At 32.1% G+C, this 18,790-nt stretch carries 15 protein-coding genes; 6 read left to right on the forward strand and 9 right to left on the reverse strand.

Translation table 11 applies throughout. The annotated features are described in order from the left end of the window. Window positions 1–50: 50 nt before the first annotated feature. Together fbaA and accD are read left to right on the forward strand one after the other, a co-directional pair. On the forward strand, window positions 51–1,109 hold the full coding sequence (gene fbaA / locus BTO06_RS14025; RefSeq protein ID WP_100925912.1) for a class II fructose-bisphosphate aldolase: 1,059 nt from the start codon (window positions 51–53) through the stop codon (window positions 1,107–1,109). Between the two features lie 103 nt (window positions 1,110–1,212). Then, entirely contained in the window at window positions 1,213–2,070 is an 858-nt protein-coding gene (gene accD / locus BTO06_RS14030; protein ID WP_100925913.1) for an acetyl-CoA carboxylase, carboxyltransferase subunit beta, read from the forward strand. 57 nt (window positions 2,071–2,127) lie between these two features. Here accD and BTO06_RS14035 read toward each other — a convergent pair whose 3' ends face one another. Next, a complete protein-coding gene (locus tag BTO06_RS14035; protein WP_100925914.1) occupies window positions 2,128–2,970 on the reverse strand; it encodes a hypothetical protein in 843 nt (280 codons plus the stop codon). Between the two features lie 182 nt (window positions 2,971–3,152). Here BTO06_RS14035 and rpsO point away from each other — a divergent pair, with 182 nt between their 5' ends. From rpsO to folK, 3 genes are all read left to right on the forward strand, one after another. Then, window positions 3,153–3,422, forward strand: coding sequence for a 30S ribosomal protein S15 (rpsO, locus tag BTO06_RS14040; protein WP_100925915.1), 270 nt, complete (start codon window positions 3,153–3,155; stop codon window positions 3,420–3,422). A gap of 147 nt (window positions 3,423–3,569) precedes the next feature. Next, entirely contained in the window at window positions 3,570–5,750 is a 2,181-nt protein-coding gene (locus tag BTO06_RS14045; protein WP_100925916.1) for a polyribonucleotide nucleotidyltransferase, read from the forward strand. 1,184 nt (window positions 5,751–6,934) lie between these two features. Next, window positions 6,935–8,062 carry a 2-amino-4-hydroxy-6-hydroxymethyldihydropteridine diphosphokinase gene (folK, locus tag BTO06_RS14050; RefSeq protein WP_100925917.1) on the forward strand — a complete coding sequence of 376 codons (1,128 nt, stop codon included), beginning with the start codon at window positions 6,935–6,937 and terminating at the stop codon, window positions 8,060–8,062. 15 nt (window positions 8,063–8,077) lie between these two features. Here the strand turns inward: folK and BTO06_RS14055 are convergent, their stop codons facing one another. From BTO06_RS14055 to gldB, 3 genes are all read right to left on the reverse strand, one after another. Further along, window positions 8,078–8,395: a hypothetical protein gene (locus BTO06_RS14055; RefSeq protein WP_157811870.1), complete on the reverse strand. Its 318-nt coding sequence runs from the start codon at window positions 8,393–8,395 to the stop codon at window positions 8,078–8,080. A gap of 166 nt (window positions 8,396–8,561) precedes the next feature. Continuing rightward, entirely contained in the window at window positions 8,562–8,900 is a 339-nt protein-coding gene (gldC, locus tag BTO06_RS14060; protein ID WP_100925919.1) for a gliding motility protein GldC, read from the reverse strand. After that, entirely contained in the window at window positions 8,900–9,856 is a 957-nt protein-coding gene (gene gldB, locus BTO06_RS14065) for a gliding motility lipoprotein GldB (RefSeq protein ID WP_100925920.1), read from the reverse strand. The genes gldC and gldB overlap by 1 nt, the downstream gene beginning before the upstream one ends. Window positions 9,857–9,914: 58 nt before the next feature. On the opposite strand from gldB, the gene nadE reads away from it, so the two are divergent. Continuing rightward, window positions 9,915–10,703 carry an NAD(+) synthase gene (gene nadE / locus BTO06_RS14070; protein WP_100925921.1) on the forward strand — a complete coding sequence of 263 codons (789 nt, stop codon included), beginning with the start codon at window positions 9,915–9,917 and terminating at the stop codon, window positions 10,701–10,703. A gap of 367 nt (window positions 10,704–11,070) precedes the next feature. On the opposite strand, the gene dnaG is transcribed toward nadE, so the two are convergent. The 5 genes from dnaG to nqrE form a co-directional block, all read right to left on the reverse strand. After that, window positions 11,071–13,050, reverse strand: a complete 1,980-nt coding sequence (dnaG, locus tag BTO06_RS14075; protein ID WP_100925922.1) for a DNA primase — start codon at window positions 13,048–13,050, stop codon at window positions 11,071–11,073. Between the two features lie 64 nt (window positions 13,051–13,114). After that, window positions 13,115–14,353 carry an ATP-dependent Clp protease ATP-binding subunit ClpX gene (gene clpX / locus BTO06_RS14080; RefSeq protein ID WP_100925923.1) on the reverse strand — a complete coding sequence of 413 codons (1,239 nt, stop codon included), beginning with the start codon at window positions 14,351–14,353 and terminating at the stop codon, window positions 13,115–13,117. 51 nt (window positions 14,354–14,404) lie between these two features. After that, a complete protein-coding gene (gene clpP / locus BTO06_RS14085; protein WP_100925924.1) occupies window positions 14,405–15,079 on the reverse strand; it encodes an ATP-dependent Clp endopeptidase proteolytic subunit ClpP in 675 nt (224 codons plus the stop codon). A 1,638-nt stretch (window positions 15,080–16,717) separates the two neighbouring features. Further along, window positions 16,718–18,031 (reverse strand): NADH:ubiquinone reductase (Na(+)-transporting) subunit F, encoded by a 1,314-nt coding sequence (nqrF, locus tag BTO06_RS14095; protein WP_100926797.1) that lies wholly within the window; start codon window positions 18,029–18,031, stop codon window positions 16,718–16,720. Window positions 18,032–18,033: 2 nt separating this feature from the next. After that, on the reverse strand, window positions 18,034–18,768 hold the full coding sequence (gene nqrE, locus BTO06_RS14100) for an NADH:ubiquinone reductase (Na(+)-transporting) subunit E (protein ID WP_100925926.1): 735 nt from the start codon (window positions 18,766–18,768) through the stop codon (window positions 18,034–18,036). Window positions 18,769–18,790 lie beyond the last annotated feature (22 nt).

Here is an 18,790-nt window from a genome sequence, read left to right on the forward strand (position 1 = left end):
TTTTTTATGTAGTTTTGTTATCTTCATGACATCAATCTAAAACTTATAAAATGATAAAACCTGGAGTTGCAACTGGACGAGAAGTTCAAGAGATTTTCAAATTAGCAAAAGAAAAAGCATTCGCATTACCTGCTGTTAACGTTGTAGGTTCAAATTCAATAAACGCAGTTTTAGAAACTGCAAAAGAAGTAAACGCTCCTGTAATTATTCAATTTTCGAATGGTGGAGCACAATTTAATGCAGGAAAAGGATTATCTAATGAAGATCAAAAAGCTGCAATTGCCGGAGCAATAGCTGGTGCAAAACATATCCATTTAATGGCAGAGGCTTATGGAGTTCCTGTGATTTTACATACAGATCATGCTGCTAAAAAGTTATTACCTTGGATCGATGGATTATTGGATGCTAGTGAAAAACACTTCGCAGAAACTGGAAAGCCTTTATATAGTTCTCATATGATTGATTTGTCTGAAGAACCAATAGAAGAAAATATTGAAATATGTAAGGAATACTTGGCTAGAATGAGTAAAATGGGTATGACCTTAGAAATTGAATTAGGAATAACTGGAGGTGAGGAAGATGGAGTTGACAACACTGATGTTGATAGCTCAAAATTATACACACAACCTGAAGAGGTTGCTTATGCATATGAAGAGTTAATGAAAATAAGCGACCAATTTACAGTAGCTGCGGCTTTCGGAAATGTTCACGGTGTATACAAACCTGGGAATGTAAAATTAACTCCAAAAATTTTAAAGAATTCTCAAGAATACGTCTCTAAAAAGTATAACGTCCCAAGTAACACTATCGATTTCGTATTCCACGGTGGCTCAGGATCAACTGTAGAAGAAATTCGCGAATCAATCGGTTATGGTGTAATTAAAATGAATATTGATACAGATTTGCAATTTGCTTTTAATGAAGGTATAAGGGATTACATGACTGATAAAATTGAGTATTTAAAAACCCAAATTGGAAATCCAGAGGGTGACGATATACCAAATAAAAAATATTACGACCCACGTAAATGGTTACGTGAAGGTGAAATTACCTTTAGAACTCGTTTGAAGAAAGCATTTGAAGACCTGAACAACATCGATACATTATAGATTTTTAATCACATTTTAGTTTAATTTTGGTAATTAACTTTAGTTTTTTACTTATTTTGCGGGCTAAATAACAAACTGACTAAATACTATAATACATCGTAATATGGCTTGGTTTAAACGAAAAGATAAAGGGATTCAAACCCCTACAGAAGAGAAGAAAGACACTCCTAAAGGTTTATGGTACAAAACTCCTAGTGGAAAAATTATTGACACAGATGAGTTAAAAAGGAATCTTTATGTTAGTCCAGAAGATGGTTATCACGTAAGAGTAGGAAGTAAAGAATACTTTGAATTATTCTTCGATAATAATGAATTTACTGAACTTAACGAGAAGTTAACAGCAAAAGATCCTTTAAAATTTCAGGATACTAAAAAATACCCAGAGCGTTTAAAAGCTGCACAAGAAAAAACAGGATTGAAAGATGCTGTAAGAACTGCAGTGGGAAAATCGCAAGGTAAAGATTTAGTAATTGCTTCAATGGATTTCGCTTTCATTGGAGGTTCAATGGGAAGTGTTGTTGGAGAGAAAATAGCAAGAGCTATTGATTACTCAATTCAGAATAACACTCCTTTCTTAATGATTTCAAAATCTGGTGGAGCACGTATGATGGAAGCTTCTTTATCCTTAATGCAATTGGTAAAAACTTCTGCAAAATTAGCTCAATTAGCAGATGCAAAGATTCCATATATTTCTTTATGTACTGATCCAACTACTGGAGGAACAACAGCGTCTTTCGCTATGTTGGGAGACATTAACATTGCTGAACCAAATGCTTTAATCGCATTTGCTGGACCTAGAGTTGTAAAAGATACAACAGGAAAAGAATTACCTGAAGGGTTCCAAAGATCTGAATTTGTATTAGAACACGGTTTCTTAGACGGAATTTATGAAAGGAAAGACCTGAAAAAACAGGTAAACCTGTATTTAGATTTAATACAAAATCAACCTGTGAGAGCATAAAACAAAAAACCAGCCCAAAAGGCTGGTTTTTTTCAACTGAAAAACTACTATCTCTACCTATTTATTTCTTAACGAAATCTCCATGCTTTCTCCATTTGCATTGGTTAAGGTAGCCTTATTATTACACGACCCATCTCCAAAGTCAAGTGTGTAAACTTCACCATTTTTTGATATCTCTGTAACTCCACTTACTATATATTTACAAGCATATTCTCTTCTTAAGTTTTCTGTAATTGTTCCAGTAAACTCAATACCATATTTATTGACAAACTTCCAACTACCAGAAATAGAATAAACATCATCTCCCCTTAAAAACGTATTATCACCTTCAATTTTCTCGCGAATTCTTGTTCCTTCCAATACTACAGTTTCACCTGATGATAAAGTCAAACTTAAATCTACTGTATGGGTAGCTTCCTTATTTCCATTACCATTCTCTTTAACTTTCACAATAGATTTCGATCCTTCCAACTGATTTCCGTCTATTGATAACTCTTCAAAGGTTACAGACTTTGAATATCCTGAATCTGTTTTTTCATAAACAATAATTATTTTGCCTGCAAATTCTCTACCTCTTTTACCAACACATCCTTCGCCAAAATCTAAAGTAATTGTCACAGTATTTTCATTTGGATTCTCTTCTACAGTGCGAACCACACAATCAGAAACACTACTTTTACTCTGATCAACACCTTTCCCTAATAAATTGAAATCGTTATCATCATCTTCTAAAATATTGTCAATATCGGCAGTAATGTCATCTGCTAAAACAACAGCTTCAACATCGTCTGTAGTTAAATCTGTTTCTGTCGTATCTATTCCTTCACCATCAGAGCATGAAGCCAACACTACCATTCCAATTATTGCTAATAGTCGTAAATTAAAAACCTTAAGTATCATAATTATAAGTATTAAAAGTTAATCTGATTCTTTGACTTGAAGATTCTAAAAAGGTTTAATTTGAAATAAAAAAGATTATTCAATTTAAGAATATCCCTAATATAAAATTTCAAAAATTAATTGTACATTTGCCACTTCAATGAAATTCATTGGTACATTAAAATTATTTAAACAATATTGGTATGTATTTAACTAAAGAAGTAAAGGAAGACATTTTTGCAAAGCACGGTAAAGGCGCACAAGATACAGGTTCTACAGAGGGACAAATCGCGTTATTTACTCACAGAATTAATCACTTAACTGAGCACTTAAAAAAGAATCGTAAAGATTTTAATACTGAGCGCTCTCTAGTGAAAATGGTAGGTAAGCGTAGAAGCTTGTTAGACTACCTTAAGAAAAAAGATATCAGCAGATATCGTGCAATCATTAAAGAATTAGGAATTAGAAAATAATACCTAAATAAAAAGAGGCTGGAATTTTCAGCCTCTTTTTTGTTATCTTTAGCAAAAGTTGTAACTTATTTCAACTTCCATTGAAACAACAACACACACAACACAACACACAACCTAAAAAATTAATTTTTTATTAGAAAACATTTTATGATTCCAAAAGTATTTAGCCAAGTAATTGAACTTGGAGACGGAAGAACTATCACATTAGAAACTGGAAAGTTAGCAAAACAAGCAGATGGTTCTGTTGTTGTAAGAATGGGAGACACAATGTTACTGGCGACTGTCGTATCGGCAAGAACAGCAAATCCAGGTATTGACTTTTTACCTTTAACTGTAGATTATAGAGAAAAATTTGCAGCTGCTGGTAGATATCCAGGTGGATTTATGAAGCGTGAGGCAAGGCCAAGTAACGAAGAAATTTTAACTATGCGTTTAGTGGATCGTGTTTTACGTCCATTATTCCCGAAAGATTATCATGCAGAAACTCAGGTAATGATTCAATTAATGTCTCATGATCCTGAAGTAATGCCAGACGCATTAGCTGGATTAGCAGCTTCTACAGCTATTCAATTATCAGACATTCCTTTTGAAGCTCCTATTTCAGAAGTGCGTGTAGTACGTGTAAATGGAGAATTCATCGTTAATCCAAGTAGAGCTCAATTACAAGAAGCGGACATCGATTTAATGGTTGGTGCTTCTAGTGAATTCGTAGCAATGGTAGAAGGAGAAATGGATGAAGTTTCTGAAGAGGAAATGGCAGAAGCTATTAGAGTTGCACACGAAGCTATTAAAGTTCAGTGTGAGGCGCAAACTAAATTAGCAGAAGCATTTGGTAAAAAAGAAACTCGTGAATACGAAGGTGAAGCAGAGGATGAAGAATTAGCAGCTAAAATTCATGAAGCGACTTACCAAAAATGTTACGATATTGCTAAAAAAGGAACTTCTAAACAAGAAAGAGGATTGGCTTTTTCGGAAGTAAAAGAAGAAGTTTTAGCTATGTTTACTGAAGAAGAATTAGAAGAAATCGGAGATTTAGTTTCTAAATACTTTAGTAAAGCACATAAGGCTGCTGTACGTGATTTGACATTAAACGAAGGATTACGTTTAGATGGTCGAACTACTACAGATATTAGACCAATTTGGTGTGAGGTAGATTATTTACCAAGAACACATGGTTCATCAATTTTTACAAGAGGAGAAACTCAAGCATTAGCTACAGTTACATTAGGAACTTCTAGAGATGCGAATATGATTGATTCACCTACATTACAAGACGAGGAGCGTTTTTACTTACACTATAACTTCCCTCCATTTTCAACAGGAGAAGCGAGACCAATAAGAGGAACTTCTCGTCGCGAAATAGGTCATGGAAATTTAGCACAACGTGCATTACAAGGAATGGTTCCAGAAGACTGTCCTTATACTGTTCGTGTTGTTTCTGAAGTATTAGAAAGTAACGGTTCTTCTTCTATGGCAACTGTTTGTTCTGGTACAATGGCATTGATGGATGCTGGTGTAAAATTAAAAAAGCCTGTTTCAGGAATTGCTATGGGTTTAATTTCTGATGGTGATCGTTATGCTGTTTTATCTGATATTTTAGGTGATGAAGATCACTTAGGAGATATGGATTTTAAAGTAACTGGAACTGCAGATGGAATTACAGCTTGTCAGATGGATATTAAAATTAAAGGTCTTTCCTATGAAATTTTAGTAAAGGCTCTAAAACAAGCTCGTGATGGTCGTTTACATATCTTAGAGAAATTGACAGATACAATCGCAACTCCAAACGAATCAGTAAAAGCTCATGCTCCTAAAATGGTTACAGTTCGTATCGCGGGAGACTATATTGGTGCGGTTATTGGACCTGGAGGAAAACACATTCAAGAGTTACAAAAAGAAACCGAGACTACAATAGTTATTAACGAAGATGAAGTTACTGAAGAAGGAATCGTTGAAATTTTGGGAACTAGTCAAGAAGGTATTGATAAAGTATTAGCTAGACTTCAAGCAATCACTTTTAAACCTGAAAAAGGAAGCGTTTACGAAACTAAAGTTGTAAAGATTCTTGATTTTGGTGCAGTAGTTGAGTATACTGAGGCTCCAGGAAACGAGGTTTTATTGCACATTTCTGAATTAGCTTGGGAACGAACTAACAACGTTACTGATGTTGTAAATATCGGTGATATTGTTGATGTAAAATACTTCGGTGTAGATCCTAAGACCCGTAAGGAAAAAGTTTCTAGAAAAGCTTTATTACCAAGACCTCCTAGACAAGATAAAAAACCTAGAGAAGACAGAAAGCCTAGAGAAGATAAAAAAGAAAACTAGAATTTATTATTTTCATAAATGTTAAAAAAATCGTCAATTTTACTTGACGATTTTTTTTATTTATTGCATAGCCTTATAGAACTCCTTTTAATTATTAATTAAACGATAAATTTCCCTGCGTTTCCGTTTTCAGAAACTGTCATTCAAATTTTACACCTCTAACAAAGCAAACACTAACCCAAACGTACCTATTGGCGCAATCAACTATTACCTTGAATTTCCTCTTGAAATAAAGTTTAAACTGCCAAAAACTGAAAACATTACTTTGATAGAAGCTTAGAGTTATTTACATCTTTTAAATAGTGATGAGTATCTTAACTCGAATAGTGATAATTAGTTTGAACCTGCTAAATTATTTGATATCAAAGAAAATGATATTCTGTAAACAATGGTGCGGCAAACAATATTCAACTAAGCAAAAACTTTTATTGTAACTTGAAAGGGTTGTTACAAACAATACTTAGGTTTTGATAATTCTACCTGAACAAATTTTAGCACAGAAAATATAAACTTTTAAGGTGGTTTTACCTTTAAATTTATATTTTCAAAGCTCTTTTTTACAGATCACTCTATTCTTAAGTAATCTTAAAACTTGTTAATCCATTTTTCCTTACGTAACCCTTCCATCTTTTTAAGGATTCCTATATAGACGTAAAAATTAAAGTCTTCTTTATTTAACATTAATCCAGAAAAAACATTACATGAAAAACGTTGAACTAATCTCTATCTTCTCTTTTTCATTTTTACTTTTTACTGTCAAGTTCCTTTTTTATTAGATTTACCAGTATCTCTCAAACTCTACCCTTAATTATTCTGTCATTGATATAAATACAATTATGAATACGATTACAAATCCTCCATTAGATATTATTCCTGCCGACGCAATATTTTAACCTGAATCATAGGCGATAAATGAAAGAATAAATACTAAAGACATCTCAAGAGTTATTAAAAATATCGAATATAGTATGAAATCATGTAGTGAAATAATTGATAATTGTTAGTTTTTCAAATGAGCAATCACTTAACCAATAAAATTGTACAGCTGGAAACATATATTCTTAAATAGGTAATTTTTGAAAGAATACAAAGACTCTACATTATAATATTAGTTAATAAAAAACAGATCAAAATCAACATAAATAGTATAAGGTTTTGTTTCTTTGCTTCACTAAAAAGCTACTTTGAAAATACAACGTATTACATACTTATCTTTAGGAACGAATCGAGGAGATAAATTCAATAATTTACAAGATGCAATTAATTTGATTGCTGAAGAAATTGGAAATGTTGTAGACATCGCATCTATTTATGAAACTACTTCATGGGGTTTTGTTAGTGATAATTTTTACAATACTTGTATCAAAGTTTCAACTTATTTACCTCCAGAGGAACTCATCCTGCGATTATTGAAAATAGAAAAGGAATTAGGACGAATTCGAAAAGAAGGTAACGAATATTCCGATCGTTTAATTGATCTTGATATTCTTTTATTTGATGATGAAATTATATTTTCTAAAAATTTAATCGTTCCTCACCCAAGAATGTTGGAACGTAAGTTTGCTTTAGCACCACTCGCAGAGATCGCAAATACTTTAATCCATCCTATTGAAAAAAAACAAATAGGAATTTGTTTAAAAAACTGTTCAGATACTTCAAAAATATCAATAATTCATACAAAGTTAAAAAGACCCATTTCGATTGCTGAGAAATACAATTATATCGCTATTGAAGGAAATATTGGAGCCGGAAAAACGACATTGGCTAATATGATGTCAGATGAATTTAATGCAAAAATTGTACTGGAAAGATTCGCTGATAATCCATTTTTACCTAAATTCTATAAAGACGAAGAGCGTTATGCTTTTCCATTGGAAATGAGTTTTTTAGCCGATCGATACCAACAACTTTCTGATGATTTAGCGCAGTTCGATTTATTCAAAAATTTTATCGTTTCTGACTATTATATTTTTAAATCATTGATTTTTGCTCAAGTTACCCTTCAAAATGACGAGTATAAATTATATCGTAAAATGTTTGATTTAATGTACAAGGAAATTGTTAAACCTGACTTGTATGTTTATTTGTACCAAAATACAGAAAGACTACTTCAAAACATTCAAAAAAGAGGTCGCGCTTATGAACAAAATATTGAAGCTGCATATTTGGAAAAAATCCACGACGGATATACCAACTTTATAAGAACACAGCAAAATTTAAATATTTTAGTTATAGACGTTTCTGAACTAGATTTTGTAACCAATAAGGAAGATTATAAGAGAATATTACAACAAATTAAAAGTCACTCATAACCTCCTTAAAATCGTCTAGAACAAGGCTTGTAATTGTTTTTCAATATCCTCACATTCCTTAATGGTACCTTCGCTATAGTTTCTATTTCGAAGTTCATCATTCAATTCATGTAAAAACCGATTTAAACCAAAGGAAACTTTTATCAACTTACCTCTTTCCTCTTCCGTTTTAGAGTAAGACCATCTTTGATAAACCTTGTCGGCATAATCTGTTAAAACCTGATTGAATTTAATTAAACGTTGCTTTTTTTGGAGTAAATCATTATCAATAGCAACACTCTCATATGTTTCATTTGATTTTTTTCGCCCCAATAAAAAATTAAAAAATGACATATTATATGTTTTTGTGTAACTGTACTGTTTAGACTCTAAAACGAGTGCAAATGTTACGCCAGAATTGAACTTTTTTACAAAATTATAATTTAATTCTAAAAAAAAGTACGGTTTCTCCATACTTTTGGTAAGGAAAAACCGTACTTATGAACTTATTATATATTGTTTACTTATTAATCAACTCTAATTTCTCAGCAAAATAATCACAAAAATCTCGCATAGTAGCACTCATTTTTTCATCATTTGTAGCACGTTCAAAAGTATCTGCCATTGATACTAATGTTTGATGAAAAAACTGCTTCATTTCATCTACTGGCATATCTTTGGTCCATAAGTCCATACGCAATGTATCTTTTTGTTTATGATCCCAAACAGACAACATGATTGCTTTTGAAGCTTCATTAGAAATCCCACCATCTTGCGCGTTCCACGAAATCTCTTCTGGAACTCTATTCTCGTCTAATCCAACATTAAATTTTATTTCTGATGTATGTACTATTGCCATTATCGTTTCGGTTTGTATTTTGATTTTTTAAAAATAATATCCTCTTCTGTTCTTAAAAGTTCTGACAAAGATACGTCATTATTCTCCATGTAAGACCTAACAATTTGCCAACCAATCCAAACTCCAATTCTACCTGGAGACAAATGATCTTCCCCTAAATAAAACTTTGAAAATGGGGCTATATCCAAAAAACGTTTATTCAACTTGGCATTCGTATCGTACAACAATTCTCTTTCAATAAAATACTTCCAAATATCTTCTTCCGATGACATCGCCCAATCAAACTTTTTCTGTGTATACCCAATTTTTTCACGATCTGAAACATTAGGTAAATATGAGTCTAGTACGGCCATTTTTTTACCCTCATATATCATTTTATTAATAAAACTGCGCTCGCTATTAGGATTCATTTGTTTATTGATGATTGCGTTAGCCACATCTACTATAATATGTTCTTCCCTATTATTTTGTCTTATATATTCAGGAAAATCAATGTAAAATTTATGTGTTGCTCCTAAATAACAATCAAGAGAAATTAATAATAACTCTGAATCAAAAAGAACACGATTTTCATAATCGACATTTGTTAGCATTGAAATAACAACTGGCTCCTGAAAATTTTCATCATAATATTTTACATATTGAAAGAGTTGTTCGAGTTGCTTCTCCAAAGAGGTTAAATTCGGATATATCTTTTGAGTTTCAGCAAATAATTCTTGCTCATCCTTATTCTGAATTTTATTCAACCAAACAGAATCAATATCATGTGGAAAGAACATAGGGTATATTTCTTTAATTTTTGATAAAGTTTCGGGTGAAGAATTATAAAAATCTACATCAAAGCGAGCCAACTTTAAATCAATATTAATATTAGAAACATCGACTTCTAATTTGTTTTCGTTTTTACAGGACATAGCGAACAATGTCATCAATGAAAAGTAGAATATTTTTCGCATTAAATAGCTATCTTTACGTTACAAATAATAAACTCCGAATTTAATAAAATCGTATAACATGAATACTCCGAAAGTTGCTGAATACATAACAAATTGGTTAAAAGATTACGCCGTTAATGCTAAAGTGAATGGTTTTGTGGTAGGAGTTTCAGGAGGAATTGATTCTGCTGTTACTTCAACATTATGTGCGAAAACAGGTTTAGCTACCTTGTGTGTTGAAATGCCAATTCACCAAGCACAAAGTCAAGTAAATAGAGCTCAAGAACATATAGCCCAATTAAAGGAACGTTTCTCTAATGTAAGTGATGCAAGGGTAAATTTGACTTCTACGTTCGAAGATTTTAAAACTGTTGTTCCTGTTGTTGATGCTTCACAAAAATTGGATTTGACTTTAGCTAATACAAGAGCTCGTTTGAGAATGACGACTTTATATTATTTGGCGGGTTTACATGGTTTATTAGTTGCAGGAACTGGTAACAAAGTAGAAGACTTTGGTGTAGGATTTTATACTAAATATGGAGATGGAGGTGTAGATTTAAGTCCGATTGCCGATTTAGTGAAATCTGAAGTATTTACACTGGGTGAACACCTAGAAGTTCCTGAATCAATTCAAAAAGCGCAGCCAACTGACGGTTTATTCGGTGATAGCCGCACTGATGAAGATCAGATAGGTGCTTCTTACAATGAACTGGAATGGGCTATGCAAATACAAAATGCAGGTAAAAAAGTGGAGGACTTTACTGGTCGTGAAAAAGAGGTATATAAAATTTATACTCACCTAAATACTATTAACCAACATAAAATGGTAGCTATACCTGTCTGTGAAATTCCTAAGGTGCTAAAGTAAATTTGCAGATACCATTACCTGCTTGATTTTTTTGTAAGCCCTCTTTTTGTGCCCGTTAGAAATTTGAAATGGTAATTCTATTAACAATAGAATTAACTTGCCTATTTGAAGCAATTTTCTCATAGTTTTTGATTTAGTTTTATTTCTGTCTCTTTTCTTTAGGGGATGTCAAGGTACTAAAAAATAATTGGTATTGTGAAATTATTATCTATTTTTTATTGTTTTTTGATTTTAAAATCAAAATTTTGAATATAAATCATTCTTCTTGTTAATTTTAGAAGAATAATACAAACTACCTTACAAAGATATTCAATAAGAAAATAGTTAAAAACAAGAGAATCCCCCCTTTTTACTGAGGAAAAAGACGTTAAACTACACGATTTAGCTTCTCGTAAAGTAATTTTTTAAGCTCTATATAATTTGCTACCTCCTCAAAATCAAGCGATTTATCTTCATCTTTACTTTCTTGAGCCTCCCTAATTATAGCATTAATTTTAATTTCAATCAACACTCTTCTTAGATTCAAAATTGCATCAGTTACTAATTTTGGAAGAATCTTCTGAGTGGCAGTTACAAACACTTCCTTCCTTTCCCAATCACTTAACTCATACTTTTCTTCGTCCATCAAAATGTTGGTAACCAGACTAGAAACTAAACCATTTTCACTAGCTATTAGCTTATCAATTGAAATTTGCTCATCTTGATTTAGTTGATGAATAATTTCATAATAAACATCTCGGAAAGTTCCATTAGTAAACTCAATTTCATCTTCTTGTAGATTCAGATATAACTCGTTTGAAACTGTATTTGTATATTCTTCTTTTTCAATTGTTGGACGTCCATATTTGTCTTGTGAATGTACCCAATTTACCAATTCAATCTCTTCGTTACCAAAAAGCAATAAAATTCTAATAATCTCCTGTTCTAAAAGAAATAAACTATTTATTTTTGGTTTTTTTGGTTCTTCTCGAACTGGTTTTAATTGCGTTGTAGTAGTATTCGAATATCGATCTCCCTTTGATCGATCTTTTTGTCCTTTATGAATTAATTGAGCGAGTTCGCTAAAAATTACCCTTTCAGAAATATCCATTATACGTGCACATTCTTGAACGTATACTTCCCTTTGAATTCCATCTGGAATTTTAGAAATACTCGTTACAATATCTCTAATCAAACCTGCTTTTTTAACAGGATCATTTTGTGCCTCTCTCATTAATAAAGACACTTTAAACTCGATAAAATCTTGAGCTTTTTCTTCTAAATATTTCTTTAATTCAGCATCTGAATTCGCTTTTGCAAAACTATCGGGATCTTCACCATCTGGAAAAGTCACAACTCGAACATTCATTCCTTGTTCAAGAATCAAGTCAATACCTCTTAAAGATGCTCTAATTCCGGCGGCATCACCATCAAAAAGAACCGTAATATTATTTGTTAATCGGTTAATTAAGCGAATTTGTTCAGGGGTTAAAGCCGTTCCCGAAGAAGCTACAACATTCTCAATTCCGGACTGATGAAATGAAATTACATCTGTATAGCCTTCTACTAAAAAACAATTGTCTTGTTTGGCAATTTCCTTTTTTGCTTGATACAAACCGTATAAGATTTTACTCTTGTGGTAAATATCACTTTCAGGAGAATTTAAATACTTAGCAGCTTTTTTGTCGTTAGTTAATATTCTTCCTCCAAACCCAAGAATCCTACCAGACATACTGTGAATTGGAAACATAACTCTACCCTTAAAACGGTCGAACATTCTATCTTTTTCACCACCTTCTTTTACAATTGTGAGTCCGGTAGATTTTAAGTATTTAATGTCGTAACCTTTCTCTAAAGCTGCATTTGTGAAGTTACTCCATTCATCTTTACAATATCCAAGATCAAACTTTTCAATAGTATCTTCTCTAAAACCTCTTTCTTTGAAGTATGATAACCCAATTGCTCTTCCTTTTTGTGTATTCATTAACACATCATGGAAATAATCTTTAGCGAACTTAGAAACTAAGAACATACTTTCTCGTTCATTTACTTGCTTCTTTTGTTCTTCGCTTTGTTCCGTTTCTTCAATTTCAACATTATACTTTTTAGCGAGCCATTTAATAGCCTCTGGATACGAAAAGTGTTCGTGTTCCATTAAAAAAGTAATAACATTTCCTCCTTTTCCGGTACTAAAATCTTTCCAAATTTGTTTGACAGGAGAAACCATAAAAGACGGAGTTTTTTCGTCAGTAAACGGACTTAGTCCCTTAAAGTTACTTCCTGATTTTTTCAATTGGACAAACTCCCCTATTACCTCCTCTAAACGAGCAGTCTCAAAAACTTGATCTATGGTTTGTTTGGATATCATACTTTAAAGATAAAAAACCTCGCAAATATAAGATTTGCGAGGTTTATTCAATATTTTTTATGTTTTAAGACGCCGCTTTTAGTTTTTGAAGTGCTTTTTTAGTAAGCTTCTCTTCAGCATAGTCTTTAGTTACTTCAAAATCTTTAATATCAGAACCAGGTAACTCAAACATTGCATCTGTTAAAATTGCTTCACATAAAGAACGTAAACCACGCGCTCCTAAACGATATTCAACAGCCATATCAACTATATATTGCAATGCATCTTCGGTCATTGAAAAATCTACATCATCCATTTTAAACAATTTTGTGTATTGCTTAATAATAGAATTCTTTGGCTCGGTTAAAATTGCTCTTAATGTTTTAGCATCAAGTGGATTCATATAACTTAATACTGGTAAGCGACCTATTATCTCTGGAATTAGACCAAAAGATTTTAAATCTGCCGGAATAATATATTGTAATAAATTTTCCTCATCGATTTTATCCTCATCAATTGAAGCACTGTAGCCAACAGCTTGCATATTTAAACGCTTACTTATGATTCTATCGATTCCTGAAAATGCTCCACCAGCAACAAAAAGAATATCTTTTGTATTCACTTGAATAAACTTTTGTTCTGGATGCTTTCTTCCTCCTTTTGGAGCTACATTTACTACGGCACCTTCAAGCAATTTTAATAACGCTTGTTGCACACCTTCTCCAGAAACATCTCTAGTTATCGATGGATTATCACCTTTACGAGCTATTTTATCAATTTCATCGATAAAAACAATACCACGTTCTGCTTTTTCAACGTCATAATCGGCAGCTTGTAATAATCTGCTTAAAATACTTTCCACATCTTCACCAACATAACCAGCTTGTGTTAAAACAGTCGCATCTACAATAGAAAATGGTACGTTTAACATTCTCGCAATTGTTCTTGCAACTAATGTTTTACCCGTTCCTGTTTCTCCTACTAATACAATATTTGATTTTTCAATCTCTACACCATCTGAAGGTGCTTTTGCTTGTAATAATCTTTTATAGTGATTATAAACTGCCACAGACATAGCTTTCTTAGTTTGCTCTTGTCCCACGATATATTCATCTAAAAATGATTTTATCTCAATTGGTTTTTTAAGAATTAAATCATTTGAAAGACTTGTTGTTTTCGCCTCTGCTATCTCCTCTTGTACAATTCCGTAAGCTTGCTCAATACATTTATCGCAGATGTGGGCATCCATACCCGCAATTAGTAAATCTGTTTCCGCTTTTTTTCGCCCACAAAACGAACATTCTAAATTTTGATCTTGTGACATTTTATTATTCTATAACTACTTTTAATTCTTACTTCACCTCTATACAAAAAACTACTTTCTGCTTAGAATCTCATCAATCATTCCGTATTCTTTAGCCTCATTAGCTTTCATCCAATAGTCACGATCAGAATCTTCATGTACTTTATCGTAAGGCTGCCCAGAATGCTTAGAAATAATATCGTATAATTCTTTCTTTAGCTTTCCTATTTCCTTAACAGTAATTTCCATATCAGAAGCTTGACCTTGCGCTCCACCTAGAGGTTGGTGAATCATAATTCTTGAATGAGGTAATGCTGATCTTTTTCCTTTCTCTCCTGCACACATTAAAACAGCTCCCATTGATGCTGCTATACCTGTGCAAATAGTTGCTACATCTGGTTTAATGAATTGCATTGTATCATAAATCCCTAATCCTGCATAAACTCCTCCTCCTGGTGAATTGATATATATGGAAATATCTTTGTTGGCATCAGCGCTTTCCAAAAATAATAATTGAGCTTGTATGATATTAGCAACCTGATCATTAATACCTGTTCCTAGAAAGATAATTCTATCCATCATTAAACGAGAAAATACGTCCATTTGAGTGATATTCAATTGACGCTCTTCCATAATATTTGGAGTAAGCCCAGTTGGAGACATCGCGCTTACTATTTTATTATAATACGTACTACTAATCCCATGGTGCTTAGTAGCGTACTTTTCGAATTCTTTTCCGTAATCCATTATTTAGATTTTGTTTAAAATTTACAAAGGCTAAAGATACGGAAGTTTTTATTCGTTGACAAACCAACGGTAATCAGCAGTAATTAAGGTAATATGTAAATTCAAACGAATACATACATTGATTCGCCATCCATATTATAATTTATTTATCTTGAAAAAAATAATATCTTACAATCATAGCACTTAAATTTCTTCTTATTAAAAAACCACATTCTTTCTAATAACTTTCTTCGTTTTCTCGTTACAGCCCCTGAGTTACATCTTGGACAATTCATTATTGAACTACTTTTGGATTTAAAACTTCAAATAATACAAAAATTAATAAGCCAAATAAAAAAATATACGAATGTTAGTTTTTGCCTTCTGAAATGCACAATATTGAATATGTAAAAAACGTGATAACAAAAACTAACAGCCCAGTAAATAAAAAACAAATTCCTAGATTACCTATTATTGATTTGTTGTATAACTCAAAAAATGACGTCAGTTTTTTAATTAACTTAAAAAATCGAATGAAGTCAAGAACAAATTCTCATGATAGTTTTGTCCTTGGGTTCGGATTCTTTTTTGATCTATTTTGTTCAATACTTTTAAAATCTCCCTTAACCACATTCTTTATTAGTGATAAAATATCATCAATTATTATTTTCTTGCGAGAGTTTAATTCATAATTGTTTTACGTAGCGTTTCACCTTGTTATTTTTCCATAGCTTTTAGTCATCTTTGTTGTACTCCTTAAAACATTTAGTAAACTAAATTAAAAGCATTATACTATCATATTTTTTTTCAATTTAATAGATAGAATATTTTTCACTTAAGATTTCTTACTTGAACATTTCATTTTCTAATCCATTTACAAGCTCGATGATTTTTAGATGCTTCTATTTATTAAACACTAATATAAAACTGGAAAAGTATATATCAAAGAGTGATTTTAAAAGCTCCATTTACATTTCACTGTTATGAATAATCTAAGCTTTTACAAAACAAACCTTTGTAATATGCCTCGTATAAGTATTTTCTAAATAAAAAGGTAAAATCTATATATTTAAAAAGAAATACATAATTCTTAAACATTTTCTATTAAAAATAAGACTTAAGGAAGCCAATTAAAATATTATTACACTCATCATTTTTTTGAGAGAAGTTAGAAGACTACAGATTGATTTTTTATCATTTTTTCATATTTTTCTTGACAGCAATAAAAAATCATGTCATTTTAAACTTCATTAAGTTTTATCAACATAACTAAACATGTTATAACGATTTCCTGAATTTTAGCGTAGTTATGTTCATTAGTAATTGCTCTATTGATGATAGTAACGGCCTTTTGCAAGTCATTCAAAAATCAACATAAAATACAATATCTACTCATACAGGACCAACAATATCATTATTCGCTTTTAGTAGATTACCAAGACAAGGTAAAAATCTGAAGCGTTATCTATAATTACCATGCTCTTCAATAAAAATTCCATTTGATGCAGAATATGTACTTTATCATCTGGAACATCATTATCTTGTATTGGCGAATAAGCTTCATAATAAAAGAATTAATACAAGAGTTCCCACAATAATTTGAATAAATAAAAAACCAGCAAAATTGCTGGTTTTTTATTTATTTATGAAGTATTTTTCTTAACCTCCAAAGTCATCAAATCTGATATTTTCATCATCAAGACCAAAATCCTCACCCATTTTTTGAACTGCTTTATTCATTAATGGTGGACCACAGAAATAAAGTTCTAAATCTTCAGGACTTTCGTGTTTAGATAAATATTGGTCTATTACAACTTGGTGAATAAAACCAACGAAACCATCTCCTGATTCATCATTTATATCTTTTTTAACTTTCCAGTTATCTTGCTCTAATGGCTCTGATAAAGCTAAATAAAATTTGAAGTTTGGAAAATCTTTTTCTAAGGCTCTAAAGTAGTGAATGTAGAATAATTCTGCTTTAGAACGACCTCCATACCAGTATGTTACTTTTCTACCAGTTTTTAATGTTCTAAATAGGTGATAAATATGTGAACGCATTGGTGCCATACCTGCCCCACCACCTACATATAACATTTCAGCATCAGATTCATTAATAAAGAATTCTCCATAAGGTCCTGAAATCGTTACTTTGTCACCTTGTTTTTGGTTAAATATGTAAGATGATGCTACACCTGGATTGACATCCATCCATGCATTTTTAGATCTGTCCCATGGCGGAGTAGCAATACGTACATTTAACATGATTTCTCTTCCTTCGGCTGGATAAGAAGCCATAGAGTAAGCTCTTTCGACTATATCGTCATTTTTCATGACTAATGGCCATAATCCAAATTTGTCCCAATCTGCTTGGAATTTATTTGGCTCTCCTGGATGATCATCTGGGTGAGCTGTAATATCCATATCAGAATATTTAATCTCACATTGCGGTATTTCTATCTGAATATATCCGCCCGCTTTGTAGTCCATTTCTTCTGGAATTTCAACTACAAATTCTTTAATAAAAGTTGCAACGTTGTAATTTCTTACGACAACAGCTTCCCATTTCTTAATTCCAAAAATCTCTTCTGGAATCGAAATATCCATATCTTGTTTTACTTTTACCTGACATGCTAAACGAATACCATGCTGTAATTCTTTACGCGTAAAGTGAGGTGTTTCCGTTGGTAAAGCTTCACCTCCACCGGAATTTACGTGACACTCACATTGAACACAAGAACCACCTCCACCACAAGCTGACGGTAAAAATATTTTCTCATTACCTAATGTAGATAATAAAGTTCCTCCTGAAGCAACTTCAATTGTTTTCTCTCCATTTATAGTAATCTTAACTGGTCCGGATGGAGCCAGTTTTTGCTTTACAAATAATAATAACGCAACTAATAACAATGTAATTGTTAAAAACGCGATTACCGTTATTGCAACTGTTCCTCCTGTACTTACTTCTAAAAACATCATTATTCTGTAATTTCTTTAGTGTTAGTTGCTAATTTCTCTACATCCTCCTTAGCCTTTTCTTTCTTTTCAATTTGAACTTCAGCTTGAGTTACTTCTTTCTTCTTACCTGCATCATCACCACCTGTTAACATTCCACCGAAACTCATAAATCCGATAGCCATTAAACCCGTAATAATAAAAGTAATACCTAGACCTCTTAATGGACCTGGCACTTGCGAATATCTGATTTTCTCTCGAATAGCTGCAATTGCTAATATTGCTAAGAACCATCCAATTCCTGAGCCCACTCCATAAACTAATGATAAACCTAAAGTTGGAATTTCTCTTGATTGCATAAATAAAGAACCTCCTAAAATCGCACAGTTTACAGCGATTAATGGTAAGAAAATACCTAAAGAGTTATATAATGCCGGTGCAAATTTCTCAACGATAATCTCAACTAATTGTACCATGGTTGCGATTGTTGCGATAAACATAATAAACGATAAGAAACTTAAATCGTAACCTGCATATTCTTCACCTAACCAAGATAAAGCCCCTGGTTGTAATAAATATTGATCTAGTAACCAGTTTACTGGTACTGTTACAGCTAATACGAAAATGACTGCTGCTCCTAAACCTACCGCTGTAGATACCTTTTTAGATACTGCTAGGTATGAACACATTCCTAAGAAGGTTGCAAATACCATGTTATCTATAAAAATTGACTTGAAAAATAATTCTATATGTTCCATACTCTTATTTTATTCTAACGCG

It is taken from the genome of Tenacibaculum sp. SZ-18 (assembly GCF_002813915.1).
Classification (GTDB): domain Bacteria; phylum Bacteroidota; class Bacteroidia; order Flavobacteriales; family Flavobacteriaceae; genus Polaribacter.

Excerpts from the sequence above, each read along its gene's own strand:
- fbaA (WP_100925912.1), top strand. The coding sequence starts at position 51 with ATGATAAAACCTGGAGTTGCAACTGGACGAGAAGTTCAAGAGATTTTC.
- accD (WP_100925913.1), top strand. The coding sequence starts at position 1,213 with ATGGCTTGGTTTAAACGAAAAGATAAAGGGATTCAAACCCCTACAGAA.
- BTO06_RS14035 (WP_100925914.1), bottom strand. The coding sequence starts at position 2,970 with ATGATACTTAAGGTTTTTAATTTACGACTATTAGCAATAATTGGAATG.
- rpsO (WP_100925915.1), top strand. The coding sequence starts at position 3,153 with ATGTATTTAACTAAAGAAGTAAAGGAAGACATTTTTGCAAAGCACGGT.
- BTO06_RS14045 (WP_100925916.1), top strand. The coding sequence starts at position 3,570 with ATGATTCCAAAAGTATTTAGCCAAGTAATTGAACTTGGAGACGGAAGA.
- BTO06_RS14055 (WP_157811870.1), bottom strand. The coding sequence starts at position 8,395 with ATGTCATTTTTTAATTTTTTATTGGGGCGAAAAAAATCAAATGAAACA.
- gldC (WP_100925919.1), bottom strand. The coding sequence starts at position 8,900 with ATGGCAATAGTACATACATCAGAAATAAAATTTAATGTTGGATTAGAC.
- gldB (WP_100925920.1), bottom strand. The coding sequence starts at position 9,856 with ATGCGAAAAATATTCTACTTTTCATTGATGACATTGTTCGCTATGTCC.
- nadE (WP_100925921.1), top strand. The coding sequence starts at position 9,915 with ATGAATACTCCGAAAGTTGCTGAATACATAACAAATTGGTTAAAAGAT.
- dnaG (WP_100925922.1), bottom strand. The coding sequence starts at position 13,050 with ATGATATCCAAACAAACCATAGATCAAGTTTTTGAGACTGCTCGTTTA.
- clpX (WP_100925923.1), bottom strand. The coding sequence starts at position 14,353 with ATGTCACAAGATCAAAATTTAGAATGTTCGTTTTGTGGGCGAAAAAAA.
- clpP (WP_100925924.1), bottom strand. The coding sequence starts at position 15,079 with ATGGATTACGGAAAAGAATTCGAAAAGTACGCTACTAAGCACCATGGG.
- nqrF (WP_100926797.1), bottom strand. The coding sequence starts at position 18,031 with ATGTTTTTAGAAGTAAGTACAGGAGGAACAGTTGCAATAACGGTAATC.
- nqrE (WP_100925926.1), bottom strand. The coding sequence starts at position 18,768 with ATGGAACATATAGAATTATTTTTCAAGTCAATTTTTATAGATAACATG.